The organism is Pseudochelatococcus lubricantis (assembly GCF_042432495.1).
In the GTDB taxonomy this organism is placed as follows: domain Bacteria; phylum Pseudomonadota; class Alphaproteobacteria; order Rhizobiales; family Beijerinckiaceae; genus Pseudochelatococcus; species Pseudochelatococcus lubricantis.
In genome coordinates this window covers 25,734-40,618 of record NZ_JBHLXC010000014.1, presented here as the reverse complement: position 1 = coordinate 40,618, position 14,885 = coordinate 25,734, and the positions used below count along the sequence as shown (strand labels likewise).

Annotated in this window: 11 protein-coding genes; 10 read left to right on the top strand and 1 reads right to left on the bottom strand. The window is 59.5% G+C overall.

From position 1 onward, the window contains the following. Positions 1–322: 322 nt before the first annotated feature. A complete protein-coding gene (locus ACFFJ7_RS17995) occupies positions 323–1,252 on the bottom strand; it encodes an IclR family transcriptional regulator (RefSeq protein WP_377594208.1) in 930 nt (309 codons plus the stop codon). Positions 1,253–2,203: 951 nt separating this feature from the next. Between ACFFJ7_RS17995 and ACFFJ7_RS17990 the strand changes: the two genes are divergently transcribed. From ACFFJ7_RS17990 to ACFFJ7_RS17945, 10 genes are all read left to right on the top strand, one after another. Continuing rightward, a complete protein-coding gene (locus tag ACFFJ7_RS17990; RefSeq protein ID WP_377594207.1) occupies positions 2,204–2,695 on the top strand; it encodes a tripartite tricarboxylate transporter TctB family protein in 492 nt (163 codons plus the stop codon). Positions 2,696–2,705: 10 nt separating this feature from the next. Beyond that, on the top strand, positions 2,706–4,226 hold the full coding sequence (locus ACFFJ7_RS17985; RefSeq protein WP_377594205.1) for a tripartite tricarboxylate transporter permease: 1,521 nt from the start codon (positions 2,706–2,708) through the stop codon (positions 4,224–4,226). Positions 4,227–4,272: 46 nt separating this feature from the next. After that, complete coding sequence (tcuA, locus tag ACFFJ7_RS17980) at positions 4,273–5,811, top strand: FAD-dependent tricarballylate dehydrogenase TcuA (protein WP_377594203.1); 1,539 nt, start codon at positions 4,273–4,275, stop codon at positions 5,809–5,811. A 49-nt stretch (positions 5,812–5,860) separates the two neighbouring features. Continuing rightward, positions 5,861–6,874, top strand: coding sequence for a Bug family tripartite tricarboxylate transporter substrate binding protein (locus tag ACFFJ7_RS17975; RefSeq protein ID WP_377594201.1), 1,014 nt, complete (start codon positions 5,861–5,863; stop codon positions 6,872–6,874). Positions 6,875–6,939: 65 nt separating this feature from the next. Further along, entirely contained in the window at positions 6,940–8,301 is a 1,362-nt protein-coding gene (locus ACFFJ7_RS17970) for a CapA family protein (RefSeq protein ID WP_377594199.1), read from the top strand. Between the two features lie 24 nt (positions 8,302–8,325). Further along, complete coding sequence (locus tag ACFFJ7_RS17965; protein WP_377594198.1) at positions 8,326–9,717, top strand: MmgE/PrpD family protein; 1,392 nt, start codon at positions 8,326–8,328, stop codon at positions 9,715–9,717. A gap of 20 nt (positions 9,718–9,737) precedes the next feature. Next, entirely contained in the window at positions 9,738–10,955 is a 1,218-nt protein-coding gene (locus tag ACFFJ7_RS17960; protein WP_377594196.1) for an MFS transporter, read from the top strand. A 182-nt stretch (positions 10,956–11,137) separates the two neighbouring features. Next, positions 11,138–12,475 carry a CapA family protein gene (locus ACFFJ7_RS17955; RefSeq protein WP_377594193.1) on the top strand — a complete coding sequence of 446 codons (1,338 nt, stop codon included), beginning with the start codon at positions 11,138–11,140 and terminating at the stop codon, positions 12,473–12,475. A gap of 28 nt (positions 12,476–12,503) precedes the next feature. Further along, positions 12,504–13,484 carry a Bug family tripartite tricarboxylate transporter substrate binding protein gene (locus ACFFJ7_RS17950; RefSeq protein WP_377594191.1) on the top strand — a complete coding sequence of 327 codons (981 nt, stop codon included), beginning with the start codon at positions 12,504–12,506 and terminating at the stop codon, positions 13,482–13,484. A 13-nt stretch (positions 13,485–13,497) separates the two neighbouring features. Continuing rightward, entirely contained in the window at positions 13,498–14,868 is a 1,371-nt protein-coding gene (locus tag ACFFJ7_RS17945) for an MmgE/PrpD family protein (protein WP_377594189.1), read from the top strand. The last annotated feature ends 17 nt before the right edge of the window (positions 14,869–14,885 follow it).

Here is a 14,885-nt window from a genome sequence, read left to right as displayed (position 1 = left end):
CGGGATAGGCCCATCTCCATCAAATCTGCGTCAGAGCCAATTTTCCACGCCGAAACACAAGACAGAGGCCGCAAGTGACGTCGGCGGTGCGCTGTGGGCGTTGAGTTTCTCGCGATCGAGAAGCATTTCAACATATCGCGTGATACGGCCAACAAGATGGTGTCGTATTCGACGCCGCGCTGCAATCAGTACCGCTTGCCGATCCGGTAGCCGAAGCTGGATGCATTTGCTTCGACGATCTATCGCCGGCTTAATGGGGAGACGAAGGTGCCGCAACCCCTTAATTTCTGCGGGGTACTGTCCGGGCAAACGGTGCCAATACTCACGCTCCCGACAGCATCGGGCCGGAAAGCGGCACGACCTGGGGACTAAGGCTGTTCTCGATTATCCTGGCTATTTCGATCAGGCGGGGAGCTAATTCGTTGACCAACAGCTTTTTCGGTAACAGATAGGCCGGTCCCCCAAGATTCAGAACGTAAGTCCCACGCCGTGAGATGGAGCGGATTGGGACAGCTGCACCGTTGATGTCCTTTTGCCAGTCGCCAATCGACAGACAAAAGCCATTCTCGTTATATTCCGCGAGCACCTCCAGAAAGCGCTTGTATTCCTGCTCATAGGTCTCGGGCGCGCGGTCGCGCAGCTGGGCCAGCAGCTCGTTGCGCTCTGGTGTATCAATGGCCGTCAGATATGCCCGGCCCATGGCGCTGGACAGAATGGGAATGCGCGATCCGGCGCGAAGCCGCAGCCCGATCAGTGCATCGCCTTCAAATGCGTCAGTATAGACCATGCGAAGATCGTCGCGCGTGCCCAGCCCGACGTTGAAGTTGGCCTGATGAGCGAGGGCGTTCATCAGCGGCCGGGCGATGCGCCGCACATCGATGGATTGCTGGGCGACCTGTGCCAGCGCATGCACGCTGGGTCCCAGTTCATAGATGCGAAAACGTGGATTATAACTAAGATAACCGCATTTCGATAGCGTATAGGTCAAACGTGATATCGTCGGCCTGGTCAGACCCGTACGGTCAGCAAGCTCGGCATTGCCAAGCGCGCTATCCTCAGCGCGAAATGCATTGATGATAGCCAGCGCCCGCGCGACCGAGGCCACGAACTGCTTGTCCGTATCCAAGGCTTCCTCGGCAGTCATCGCCAGCGGTGCGCTTTCCGTAGCGGAGGTTTTGCCTGACAAGGCTTGCCGGGCGCCGCCAGAAGTTTTCGTCGCCCTTCCGATCTTGTTAGTGGCCCTGTGAGACATTCGTTCTCCGTGGATATTCAACGAAAAGCATTTTCACATATATACCGAACCCCACGCCGAATGCAATTAGGTCTGGTAATTAAGTGGCCTAACAAAACCATTTGCGAAGCATCCCTCAGCAGTTTCTCAAGCATGGCCAAGAAGCCGCTTCCCGAAGAATCCGGGCGGGAGCTGCACCGCTGGTGCCGTTCGGGATGGCGCGCCCGAAGGGCGGTCGGGCCGGCATCGACGGCCGGCAGGCGCTGCCGGGCGTGCTGTTTGTGCTCCATTGGCCCATGGATTATAAAGCTTGGTCAGCCGATGCCCGATGAGTTTTTGCGGCAGATACGGTTGACAATGCGAGACCATAGAATTTTCGGAAAATGATTTTCGACAAATCCAATATAAGAACGCACAAAAATCGGCGCGGCCGCAAAAAATTTTATCCATAAAAATCAATTAGATAATTTATTCAAATATGGCATCATCGGAAAGCTCCTCCACTTTCAAGATTTCATATTGAAAATGAATTTTTTTTATGTCTAAATGAACCCCGGAAGTGCCAAGGTTCCGGGTAACTGCCGAGTGGAGGCGGCAGACAGAGAGTCGGACTTCCGGGGGGACTGCAATATCCGTTCGGCTGCCTTTAAGTTATCGCGAGCTCAAGAGTGCGGATGAACCGCACGTTTCGTGCTAGGCAGCGGACAGCAGAGCTGAAGAGCATCGCAATGCCGAAATGAACAGTGCCGGAACGGCACGGGCGGTAGGATTATTGTCCGGATCTTTGTGCTCTTTCCCCCCCCAATTGCGGTCGCTTCAGACTGGAGCTTTCAGGTCCGGTCACAGGCGGGTGCATAACAATAATGCGGATCAACTCCGCAACATCCGGGAGGAATTCAATGTGCGTCAATACAGAACAGAGTATTTTTGCCAGCCGATCCGGTCCGCTTCCATCCGTTGCGAGCGCGTGACATGAGGATCCGTAACAAGCAAGATTTCTACAGCGGAGTAATGTTTCTGGTGCTGGGTTCTGGTTACACCCTGGCGGCGAGAAACTACAATTTTGGCACCAGCTCCTCAATGGGGCCGGGCTACTTCCCGACCGTGCTGGGGGCGATCCTGGCGGGGATCGGGCTGCTGATCATGTTCCGCGTGCTTACGCGCGACCGCGATGTTGATAATCCCATCTCACAGATCGCTTGGCGGCCGTTACTGACGGTGATCGGCAGTGCTGTACTGTTCGGCGTGCTGCTGGCGGGCGTTCCGTCACTGGGTATTCCTTCAATGGGGCTGATCGTCGCGATCATCGGGATGGTCCTGCTGGTTTCGACCGCGGACCATGAATTTACCTTTCGGGGAGCATTGGTTCTGGCGCTGTGTCTCGCGGCGTTATCCTATCTGCTCTTTGTAAAGGGGCTCAGCCTTTACTTCCGCATACTTCCCGAATTTATCAGTTTTTACTGAGGCTGACGACATGGAACTGTTTTCCCATCTCGCACTTGGTTTCAGCGTCGCCTTCTCGGTGCAGAACTTGTTTTTTGCCTTCCTGGGCTGTTTTCTGGGCACGCTGGTCGGCGTTCTGCCGGGGCTTGGGCCGCTGGCGACAGTATCTATGCTGTTGCCGATGACCTACACGCTGGGGCCGACCAGCTCCCTGATCATGCTGGCTGGCATCTACTACGGTGCCAAGTATGGCGGCTCGACCACGGCAATTCTTGTGAACCTGCCCGGGGAATCCTCGTCGGTGGTGACGGCGATCGACGGCTACAAGATGGCACAGAGTGGCAGGGCAGGGGTCGCACTGGCGGTGGCCGCCATTGGCTCGTTCTTCGCGGGCTCCATGGGCACACTGCTGCTGGCGGTCTTTGCCTTTCCGATGTCGAAACTGGCGCTCAGCTTTGGAGCGGCGGAATATTTCTCGCTGATGGTACTGGGGCTTCTTGGCGCTATCGCGCTGGGGTCCGGTTCGTTCCTGAAGACGTTGGGCATGGCGATCCTGGGCCTGCTAATCGGCATCATGGGCACCGATGTCAACAGCGGCGTCGAGCGCTTCAGCTTCGGCTTTGCCGAACTTTCCCAGGGTATAGACCTTGTGCCGATCGCCATGGGCATCTTTGGCCTTGGCGAGGTAATCCAGAACCTGACAGCCGCGCCGGAGCAGCGTTCCACGCGTGTGGCCAAGATCGTTAGTCTGGTGCCCTCGCGCGCCGATTTGCGCGAGGCCATACCCGCGATCCTTCGTGGCACGGGTATTGGCTCTGTGCTCGGCATCCTGCCCGGTGGCGGGGCGCTGCTCTCATCCTTCGCATCTTACGCCGTCGAGAAGAAGATCCCGGTCAAACCCGGCCAGATCCCGATGGGCGAGGGCAACATCCGTGGCGTCGCGGGCCCAGAGTCAGCCGATAATGCCGGGGCGCAGGCGTCGTTCATTCCCATGTTGACACTTGGCATTCCCGGCAATGCGCTGATGGCGTTGCTGGTGGGTGCGATGATGATCCACAACATCTTTCCCGGCCCGCAGGTGATGACGACCAATCCCGAACTGTTCTGGGGCTTGATCGTGTCGATGTGGCTGGGCAACATGATGCTGGTGATCCTGAACCTGCCGCTGATCGGAATCTGGGTGCGGCTGTTGTCGATCCCGTATCGCTGGCTGTTCCCCTCGATCATCCTGTTCTGTGTGATCGGCGTTTTCTCGACCAATTACAGTGTGTTCGATGTCTGGCTGGTCGCGATTTTCGGCCTGGTTGGCTATGTCTTCGCAAAGCTTGGTTGTGGCGCCGCACCGCTGATCCTCGGTGTTATCCTGGGGCCTATGCTTGAAGAATACTTGCGCCGTGCCTTGTTGCTGGCGCGTGGCGACTGGCTCGTGGTTGTATCGCGACCGCTCAGCGCTGTTCTGCTGTCCATCTCTGTTATCGTTGTACTGGCCATGATCGCGCCAGCGATCCGCAAGCGTCGCGAAAAAACCTTCGCTGCGGAGGAGGTTGGCTAGTCTCATCAACCCCATAACCGATCCTAAATATAATTGGAGGAAATACATGAACGACTATGATGTCATCGTGATCGGAGCCGGAAACGCCGCGCTGGCCGCTGCCGTGTCAGCCTGGGAGGCAGGTGCGAAGCGCACCGTCGTGCTGGAAAAGGCGCCCCGGGCCATGCGCGGCGGCAACACCCACTGGGCGGGCGGTTCTTTGCGGATCGCCTTTGACAAGCCCTCGGATCTTGAGCCTCTGGTGCCGGGTGCGGGGCAGGACTTCTTTGACGGCGTTACCCCTTACACCCGCGAGAAGTTTCGCGATGACCTGATGCGGACTACCAATGGCCGCACCGACCCCGAACTGTCCAAGGTGCTGATCAACACCTCTCTGGAAATCGTGACCTGGATGCGGCAGACGGCCGAAATCGAGTTCGAGCCGGCGTTCAACTCGAAGGTGGTCGTGAACGGAAAGCCCGTGTGGGGCTATGGCATCGCTATTCGCACCAAGCATGAAGGCGCTGGCTTGTCGCATGGCTGGTTCGAGGCGGTGGAGAAGCGTGGGATCGAGGTGCGTTATGGCACTGCGGCGCTGGATCTGGTTGTGGACGCCAAGGGTCGGGTTTCGGGCGTTAGGGTGCGCAACGAGGATGGTGTGGAAATCCTGAGCGCGCGGGCGGTGATCCTGGGCTGCGGGGGGTTTGAGGCGAATGTGCAGATGCGCACCCAGCACATGGGCCCCGAGATGGGTGGGGCCAAGGTGCGCGGCACGCCACACAACCAGGGCGACGGCATTCGTATGGCTCTTGATGTCGGCGCGATGCCGTGGGGCCAGTACAGCGGCTGCCACGCCACGCCCATAAGCGCCGACTGGGGCGAATTCGCTCCGCGCGAGCTGACGGACCGCAGCAACCGGCTGAGCTATACCTATGGCTTGATGCTGAACCGCCGTGGCCGGCGTTTCGTTGACGAGGGCGAAAACCTCAAGGGCTATACCTATGCCAAATACGGCCGCGCGGTATTGGGCCAGCCAGGCGCGCTGGCCTGGCAGATATTCGATAGCAAGGTAGTTGAATATCTTGAGCCTCGTTATTCAACCAGCAAGCCGATCACGGCCAACACGATCGAGGAACTGATCGAGAAGCTGGACATCGACGACCGCAAGCAGGCCGTCGAGACGATCCGCGCGTATAACGAGGTCGCACACGGCCCTGAAGGTTTCGACCCGCAGCGTCTGGACGGGCTGGCCACCGAAGGGCTTAACCCCGAAAAGACCAACTGGGCCCTAAAGCTGGATACGCCGCCTTACTACGCCTACAGCGCCACCGGCGGTATCACCTTTACTTTCGGCGGCATCAAAATCAACACCGAGTCCGAAGTAATTGGCACCGACTGGCGTCCCCTGCCGGGGCTTTATGCCTGTGGCGAAATGGTCGGCGGGCTGTTTTACGACAACTACCCTGCAGGCTCGGGTTTGATCGCCGGCGCGATCTTTGGCCGCATCGCGGGACGCAACGCAGCTGCCGATGCTCGCCGCCTTGGCTATGCCGAAGCGGGCAAGAAGGTGGCTGTCGCGGCCAACAACGAGGAGTGGGTGCCCTAAGGGCGCCCATCAACCCGCCATTCCGAAAAGCCCTGAAATGGAGAACGTAATGGAGATTCACGCACGGGCGGCGTGGCAAGGCGGCATCTGCGGCGTCCTTGTGGCGACCGCGATGATGCTGACAGCAGCTTTCGCTGCTCCAGCCGCGATGGCGCAATCTGCCGAAAACTACCCGCAACGGCCAGTGCGGGTGATCATTCCCTTCGCGCCCGGCGGCAGCACCGATCTGGTTGGGCGTCGTCTTGCCGAGGCTCTGGGAAAGAAACTCGGCGGCTCGTTCTATGCCGAGAATATCGCCGGTGCCGACGGTGCCATCGGTGCCGGAGAGGTAGCGCGCGCCCGGCCCGACGGCTATACGCTGCTTTACGGCAATGCCTCGGCCCTGACCATCGCGCCGGCGCTCAAGGACAATCTGCGTTATAACCCGGTAGAGAGTTTCGACGCTATCGGGCAGATCGTCACCTATCCGCTCATCTTTGCGGGCAATCCAGGTAAGCCTTTCAAAAACTTCAAGGAATTCCTAGATTACACCAAGGCTCATCCGGGCGGGGTGAATGTCGCTTCCAGCTCTACCGGCGCCTATATGGCAACGGCGGTTCTGATGCTGGAAACCGGCATGGATGTACAGATCATCCCTTACAAGGGCGGAGGCCCGGCGATGATCGACATGATCTCGGGAGAGGTGGATGCCGGCTTCGGCAGTACGGGGTCGACCTTGCCGCTGGTGCACAACGGCCAGCTTCGTGCCTTGGCGATTGCCGGTCATGAGCGCCATCCCGATCTGCCTGACGTACCGACGATTGCCGAAGCGGGCTATCCCGCGTTCGAAGCTGGTTCGTGGAACGGGCTTCTGGCACCCCAGGGCACATCTCCCGAAATCATCGCAAAGCTGAGCGAGACGATCCAGGCGGTGCTTCAGGATCCCGAGATGATTGCCTTCCTGAAAGCACAGGGCATGACCCCGGCGAAGGCGGATCCCGCCGCGTTCGAGGCCTATATCAAGACCGAGACCGAGCGTTGGAATTCCGTCGTCAAATCCGGACGGGTGAAACTGCCGCAGTAATACACGTAATGGCCAAGGAATGAACCGGTGCCGCCGGGTTTTGCCGGCGGAGTAACCGAGTCGGCATGACGGAGACCGTTTTGAACAGCAATAGTTCCTGCTTCACCCTTGCGATCGGCGGCGACACGATCATCAACCGGACCGTGGATGATAAACGCGACCGTGATGTCGCCGCGATCTGCGGGCTGTTCCGCGATGCTGATCTGGCATATGCCAATTGCGAAACACTGTTTCACGACTACGACGGGCTGGGTGTCTATCCTGCCGTGGAGGCGGGCTGGAGCTATATGCGCTCATCCCCACGGATCGCCATGGAGTTGCGGCGGCTGGGTTTTCGGCTGATGAGCACGGCGAACAACCACGCCTTTGATTACTCGTATGGCGGACTTTTCTCGACGCTTGCCGCGCTGGATGCGGCAGGGATAGCACATGCCGGGGCAGGCCCCGATCTGGCTCACGCCCGGGTGCCCGCCTTTGTCGATGCCGGCAGGTTCCGGGTGGCGCTGGTGTCCATGACCACGACCTCAACCCTGGCCAGCCGTGCAGGGATGCCCCATGACGGAATTCCGGGCCGGCCGGGTGTGAACCCGCTGCGTTTCCATTTTACCGCCGATGCCACGAACATGCAGCGCGTACTGGATCTGCACAGGGATTTCGGCTGGTGGATCGCGCGTATCGGCGAACGGGAATGGCAGATCAATCCGCCGGGCCTGCATAACACCATCACGCGCTATGTGCTGCAGGACGAGCCGGGCATGAGCCGGGTGCTGGACGAACGCGACGTCGCCGCCAATCTGCGGGCGATCCGCAACGCCCGAGCCTATGCGGACATCGTGCTAGTGCATATCCACAATCACGAATGGGACCAGGACCTCGGTACGCAATATCCCGCCTCGTTCATGCCGGAATTCGCACGCCGGGCCGTCGAGGCGGGGGCCAGCGTCGTGGTGGCGCAGGGCGGCCATGCCCCGTTCCGCGGCGTCGAGGTCCATCACGGCGCGCCGATCTTCTATGATCCGGGCGATCTGTTCTCGATGGCCTCGACCATCGAGCGCTATCCGCATGATTTCTATGAACGTCATGACCTGCTGCTGGACCGGCCGCTGGCTGAGGCGCTGACAGTGGACAGTCTGAAAGCCCGCGGCAAATACAGCACCGAGATGGTGCAGAACCCCGAAGGCGGTACGCGGCAGGGGCGGGGGCAGAACGGCTTTGTCCCCTTGGTGCACTTTGACGAACAGGCAAGGCCGGTATCGGTCGATCTGCATCCATTCGAGCATCGCCACGGCGCAAAGGCCGATATCGGGTTGCCGTTTCGCGCCTCTGATGCCCAGGCGGACATGCTGATTGCCCGACTGGCCGAGCTGAGCCAGCCCTTCGGTACCGACATCAAGTCTTCGGATGGCATCGCCCGCATTGCTTTTTAACCTGTGCTGAAGGGAGGAGTTTTCATGCAAATGGCGCAGACCATGCCACAAGAGACCGCGATCTCTGCCACCGATCAGGTGTCTGATTTCGTCCATGGACTGATCTCGGTCGAGCTCCCTGCCGACGTGCAGCAGTTCACAGTCGAGCGGATGCTGGATACGCTGGGTGTGGCTGTGGGTGCCCGGCACATGCCGCACGTGGATGCGACGCTACGCACCGTGGAATGGCTGGAGAGCGCCGGCAATGCGACGATCTATGCCGCTGACCGCAAGGTCTCGGTGCTGGATGCGATGCTGGTAAACGGCGTGATGGCACATGGCATCGACTTCGACGACACCCATGCCTTCATCCACCCCGGCGCTGCCGTGATCCCTGCGGCGCTGGCGCTCGGGGAAAGGCTCGGCGTCAGCGGCGACCATCTGATTCGCGCTGTCGTGGCCGGCTATGAGATTGCGGTGCGCGCCTCGCTGGCGGGCGGGTTAGCCCATCGCAGCCGCGGCTATCATCCGACAGGAACCTGCAATGTCTTCGGCGCGGCGGCGGCGGCGGCGGTTCTGCTGGAACTGCCTGCGGACCGCATCACCCAGGCCTTCGGCATCGCGGGCAGCATGGTGGCGGGCATCGTGCAATATCGCGACGATGGCGCTGCGACCAAGCATCTGCATGCCGGATTGGCGGCGCGCAGCGGCGTGCTTGCCGCGCTTCTGGCGCGGGACGGGCTGCACGGTCCGGGCGCAATCTTCGAGGGACGCTTCGGATTTCTGGCGATCATGGCCGATCTGGAGAACCTGCACGAGATGACCCATGAGCTGGGGAAGGACTATGCCTTCCTGCGGACAGAGACGAAACTCTACCCGATGTGCCGCCAGACCAATTCCGCGCTCGATCTAGCGCATGAGCTGGTCGACGACCATGGCGTGAAACCCGATCAGGTCGAAAGCCTGACCGTGCGCGTCACCGATTATGTCATGAACGGCAGCTGGTTCACCACGAATGAACCGCCGCCGAACATCCTGAAGGCGCGGATCAATTTTCCCTATGGCATCGCCGCGACGCTCGTACACGGCCGCCTGCTGGAGGCGCATTTCGCGGCCGACATGATCATTGATCCACGGGTGCTTGAGCTGATGCGCCGCATCACCGTGATCGAGGGTAAGGAACAGACCCGCCGCTGGCCGCCCGAACGCGGTGCGCAGATAGACTGCGTGCTGAAGGATGGCCGTACCGTCACGCTGGTTGCGCGTAATCCCAAGGGCAGTGTGTCCAGGCCGCTGGAAGTCGCTGACTTGCGCTCCAAGTTCGACGGCCTGGTCAAGCCCGTCTTGGGCGACGACCGCGCAGCCCGTTTGGCCGACGAAATCATGGCCCTGCGGACCCGTCCCGACCTTGCGGCGCTGTCCCGGGCGCTGGCCTGAGTGCGGAGCCGGGGGCGGGGATGAGGCGGCTGGCCAATTTTACTGTCGGTCCTTACCGGCGCTATTTGGGCGCATTGCTTTGCGCCCAGCTCGGCGTGCAGATTCAGACCGTCGCGGTGGGTTGGCAGGTTTATTCCAGCAGCGGCAACGCCTTTCACCTGGCGTTGATCGGCCTCACCCAGTTCCTGCCGGCGCTGGTTCTGGTCATAGGCCAGATCGTGGACCGCTGTGACCGTCGCAACGTTCTGACGGCTAGCATCCTCGGCATGGCGGCGATGGCGCTGGTGTTGTCATGGACCACTTCGCGCCAGACGCTGATGATCCTGCCGATCCTGATACTGTTCTTCGGAGCCGGGATCGGCCGGGCCTTCTACAACGCCTCGCGGCAGGCAATTCTTGCACGGATCGTACCGGAAGAAGCGCTGCCGCAGGCCGTTTCCATGAACTCCATGGCCAATCAGATGGCGATCATCATCGGGCCTATTCTGGGCGGTGTGCTCAGCGCTCACGCAAATGCCTTGCCGCATCTGGTGGCTTTCGGATTGCATGCTCTTGCATTGATCTGTGTGGCCGGAATCCCCTCAACACCGCCGGACCCGTTTGCAGCCAAGGAAGACGGATCCCGGACAGAGATGTTGCTGGGCGGGTTCAACTATCTTCGCGGCCAACCGATCCTTCTGGGGTCGATGCTGCTGGACATGCTGGTGGTGCTGTTCGGCAGCGTGGTCGGGCTGCTGCCTGTCTATGCCAACGATATCCTGAAGGTTGGCCCTGAAGGGCTTGGCGTCTTGCGCGCGAGCCTTGCGGCCGGGTCGATCATTGCGGCTTTCTGGATCGTGCGACGTCCCCTCGACGGCGCCATCGGACAAAAGCTGTTTTTGTTCGTCATGCTGTTCGGCGCCAGCTCGATTGTATTTTCGGTTTCGACAAGCATGATCCTGTCCATGTTGTGCCTGTTTCTGGCGGGTATGTTCGACATGGTCGGGCTAAGCATCCGTCAAAGCCTTTTGCAACTGAACACCGATGATCATATGCGCGGCCGCGTGCAGGCGATCAATCTGGTCTTCGTCGGTGCCTCAAACGAGATCGGCGCATTTCGCGCCGGTTCGGCTGCTGTGCTTTTGGGACCGGTCGCTGCGTTGGTGACCGGAGGGCTTATGTCCATCGGTGTAGCTGGAGTAATGATGCGAGCTTTTCCGAGTCTTTTTCGTATTAATAATCTTAAGTACAGAATATAAATTAATATAGAAGGCGTTTTTTGAATCTCCAGAGTGGAGATGGAATTTTCTATGTGATTTTTATATTTTATTTGAAGTAAAAATAATCTAGTTTTATAACAAAAATCATTTTCGAAATTTTTTTATGCTGTATCATTGCGCGTGGCTGAAAGCCTAATTCCTTACACAAACCCGGAGTGGATATGACAAAAAATCTTCGGTTGGCGCTTGCGGGCGACGCAATGATCACGCGAAAGGTTTCGGATTGTGAGCATCCGGACGTGTGTGCAATCCTTGATCTGTTTCGTAAAAGCGATCTGTCTTTCGCGAATTGTGAAATGCTTTTCCACGATTATTCGGATCCTGAGGTGTTCCCTGCGGTTGAGGCGGGCTGGAGCTATATGCGCGCGCCGAAATATGTCGCCGACGACCTGCATAAACTAGGCTTCAGGCTCATGAGCCTGGCAACGAACCACAGTTTTGATTACTCTTATGGCGGGCTTTATTCCACCATGGCCGAGTTGGACCGTGTTGGCATCGCCCATGCGGGTGCCGGCCGCGATCTGGCCCTGGCCCGCGCGCCGGCGTTCGCCGACACCCGCAATCTGCGGGTTAGCTTGGTCTCGATGACTACCAGCTCGACCGCGGCCAGCCGTGCGGGCATGCCCCATGACGGCATTCCGGGCCGGCCCGGCGTCAACCCCCTGCGTTTCCATTTCGAGGCCGGTCCGGACGAGATGGAGCAGATCCTGACAGTCAACAAGGGGCTGGGCAATTGGATTGCCAAGATCAGCGATCGTGAATGGCAAATCAATCCGCCGGGGCTGCACAATTCGATTAGCCGCTATTTCCTGCGCGACCGTCCGGGTTACGGCATCGCGCTTGATGAGAGCGATGTTCAGGCCAATCTGCGCGCCATTCGCAACGCCAAGGCTTATTCCGATATCGTTATCGTGCAGGTGCATAATCACGAATGGTCGGCCGAATTTGGCACGCAATATCCGAATGAGTGCTTTCCGCCCTTTGCGCGCATGGTAATGGATGCTGGCGCGGATATCATGATGGCGCAAGGCGGCCATGCGCCGTTCCGCGGCGTCGAGATCTATAAGGGCAAGCCGATATTCTACGATGTCGGCGATGTCTTCGCGATGGTGCGCACCATTACGAAGTATCCGCATGATTTCTATGCCCGCCATGCCGACCTTCTCGATCGGCCGATCAGCGATTGTCTTGTCGTTGATGCGCTTGAGGCACGCGCGAAGTATCAAAACCCGATGATGATCAATCCGCCGGGCGGCTATCGGCAGAACCGTTTGCAGACGGGCTACGTGCCGGTCCTGGAATACAGCCCCGAAGGCGGCCTGGAATCCATCGAGCTGCATCCCTTTGTCCATACGCACAAGATCGCGGGCCATATCGGCATGCCGTTCCGGCCGAAGCCGGAGCATGCGCGCGAGTTGATCGACCATATCCAGACGCTGAGCCAGCCCTACGGCACGGTGATCGAGAATTCTACCGGCAAAGGCATCGTCAAGCTTTAATGCCAGATCAGAAGGGGAGGAAAATAAAATGAACATTAAAAGAAATGCAATCGCGGCAATGCTACTGGTGGGGCTGGGTTTATCCGGCACTGCGGCGGCACAGGACAGTTGGCCGAGCCGTACGGTCACGCTTGTGGTGCCCTTCGCACCCGGCGGTTCAAATGACGTGGTTGGCCGGGCGATTGCGGACGGGCTGACCGCCGAGACCGGCACCAGCTTCGTGGTCGAGAACCTGCCGTCGGCCGGTGGCATTGTGGGTATGCAAAAAATCGACGGCGCCAAGCCTGACGGATACACCCTGGGTATCGGCTCGTCTTCCAGCTTCGGCACCTCGCCGGTGGTGAATACGAAGCTGCCCTATGATGTCGAGAAGGATTTTACCCAGATTACCGAACTGGCTGCGGTGCCGATGGTCATCGTCGCGACCCCGTCGTTCGAAGCTAGCAACTTTCAGCAATTCGTCGATCTCGTCCGTGCCAATCCCGGCAAATATGCCTATGCCTCTGGCGGCATCGGCACCCTGGGTCATTTCGGAATGGAGTATCTGCTGAACAAGATGGGCATGCAAATGTTGCATGTCCCATACAAGGGGGCCGGTCAGGCCAAGATCGATGTGGTGGCTGGACAGGTCCCGGTGTTGATCGAGAACTTTGCTTCCTCGGTGCAGCATATCCGCGAGGGTCAGGTGAAGCCGCTGGTGATCGCCTTTGAAAACCGCATCAACATGTTTCCCGATGTACCGATCGTGACTGAGTTCGAAGAGCTGAAGGATTTTCAGCTTGAAGGCTGGATGAGCTTGATCGGCCCGGGCGACATGGATCCCGCCCTGCAGGAAAAGATCCGCGCCGCTGCTGCCAAGGCACTTGAGCGCCCCGAAATCCGCCAGCGGCTGGAGGCGATCGGCTACTACATCCGCACCTCGACGCCTGAAGAGCTCTCGGCCCGTATCTCGACCGATCTGAAGCGGTGGCGGGATGTGGTCAAGAACGCCAACCTGACTTTCAATTGACGGCAGTAATCAAATGACGACACACAGCCAGAATCTATCCACGTTCCTGTCCGGTCTAGCCCGGTCCGATTTGCCCGAAGAGGTGGCGAGTTTCGTCACCGAGCGCATCATCGACACTGTCGGCGTTATGGTCGCCGGTTCGGTCAAGCCGCATAGCAAGGTCGTTCTTGCGACGGCGCGCGAGCTTTACGGCGAGGGCCCGATCACAGTGACCGGTGAGGCAAAGGGCCTGCCACTGCTAGAGGCGCTGCTGGTCAATGCGACCATGGCGCATGGCATCGACTTCGACGATGGGCACAATTTCCTGCATCCGGGCTGTGTGTCCGTTCCCGCATCGCTGGGGTTTGCCCAGCATGTCGAGGCCAGCGGCGCCCAGGTCATCCGCGCCGTTGCCGCTGGCTACGAAGCCTCCATCCGCGCCAGCCTCGCGGCGGGGATCGATCACCGTATCCGCGGCTATCACCCCACCGCGACCTGCAACATCTTCGGCGCCGCGGCTGCCGGCGGGTTGCTGTTAGGGCTTGATCCTGAACATATGGAATGGGCGCTGGCCATCGCCAGCACGGAATCCTCGGGGTTGGGGCAATACAAGCATGACGGCAGCCCGATCAAGCACCTGCATGCCGGCATCGCCGCGCGCAAGGGCGCGCAGGCCGCATTTCTGGCCAGGAACGGATTGCGTGGCTTCGCCGAAGCCTTCGAGGGCGATCTGGGCTTTCTGCAACTGAACGCCAACATGAAAAACGTGGTGGAACTCGATGCCGATCTCGGCAGCCGATACGAGTTGCTCAAGACGGAAACCAAGCTTTATCCTTCCTGCCGGCAGACGAGCTGTGCCTCGGATCTGGCGCTGGATCTGTATGACCTGCATGGCCTGCGCCCCGAGGCGGTCGAGCGGATCGAGGTGCGGGTTCCGGAATGGGCGATGAAGGAATGGCATATCTCGAACGAAATGCCTGCCAATAACTTGCGTGCCATTCTCAGCATCACCTATTGCGTGGCAGCTGCTATCCGTCACGGCCGGCTGACCGTGGCGGAGTTCGAGGATTCCGCGCTGCAAGACCCGGTGGTCGCCGAGTTGATCGACAAGATCACGGTGCATGAGGGCACCGAAGAAACCAAGGGCTGGCCGCCGCTTCGCGGTGCCTCGGCCGACGTCTGGCGCACGGATGGCACAAAGATCTCAGTGCGCTCGAAGAATGCCAAGGGCTCGCCGACGACGCCGTTGACCGGCAAAGACCTGCGCGCCAAGTTCATGAGCTTGGCCGCGCCGGTCTTAGGTGAAGACAAGGCGGGCGAACTGCATGGTCTGCTGGCGGAGATCGGGCAGCAACCGCGGATCGACCCAATCCTGGCCCTGCTGCGCGGACCTACGCGGCATTAACCTGATGTAAGCCTGTT

What these genes read in the sequence shown, in the direction of transcription:
- ACFFJ7_RS17975 (WP_377594201.1), top strand. Translation starts at nt 5,861, where the DNA reads ATGGAGATTCACGCACGGGCGGCGTGGCAAGGCGGCATCTGCGGCGTC.
- tcuA (WP_377594203.1), top strand. Translation starts at nt 4,273, where the DNA reads ATGAACGACTATGATGTCATCGTGATCGGAGCCGGAAACGCCGCGCTG.
- ACFFJ7_RS17990 (WP_377594207.1), top strand. Translation starts at nt 2,204, where the DNA reads ATGAGGATCCGTAACAAGCAAGATTTCTACAGCGGAGTAATGTTTCTG.
- ACFFJ7_RS17970 (WP_377594199.1), top strand. Translation starts at nt 6,940, where the DNA reads ATGACGGAGACCGTTTTGAACAGCAATAGTTCCTGCTTCACCCTTGCG.
- ACFFJ7_RS17995 (WP_377594208.1), bottom strand. Translation starts at nt 1,252, where the DNA reads ATGTCTCACAGGGCCACTAACAAGATCGGAAGGGCGACGAAAACTTCT.
- ACFFJ7_RS17985 (WP_377594205.1), top strand. Translation starts at nt 2,706, where the DNA reads ATGGAACTGTTTTCCCATCTCGCACTTGGTTTCAGCGTCGCCTTCTCG.
- ACFFJ7_RS17945 (WP_377594189.1), top strand. Translation starts at nt 13,498, where the DNA reads ATGACGACACACAGCCAGAATCTATCCACGTTCCTGTCCGGTCTAGCC.
- ACFFJ7_RS17955 (WP_377594193.1), top strand. Translation starts at nt 11,138, where the DNA reads ATGACAAAAAATCTTCGGTTGGCGCTTGCGGGCGACGCAATGATCACG.
- ACFFJ7_RS17965 (WP_377594198.1), top strand. Translation starts at nt 8,326, where the DNA reads ATGCAAATGGCGCAGACCATGCCACAAGAGACCGCGATCTCTGCCACC.
- ACFFJ7_RS17960 (WP_377594196.1), top strand. Translation starts at nt 9,738, where the DNA reads ATGAGGCGGCTGGCCAATTTTACTGTCGGTCCTTACCGGCGCTATTTG.
- ACFFJ7_RS17950 (WP_377594191.1), top strand. Translation starts at nt 12,504, where the DNA reads ATGAACATTAAAAGAAATGCAATCGCGGCAATGCTACTGGTGGGGCTG.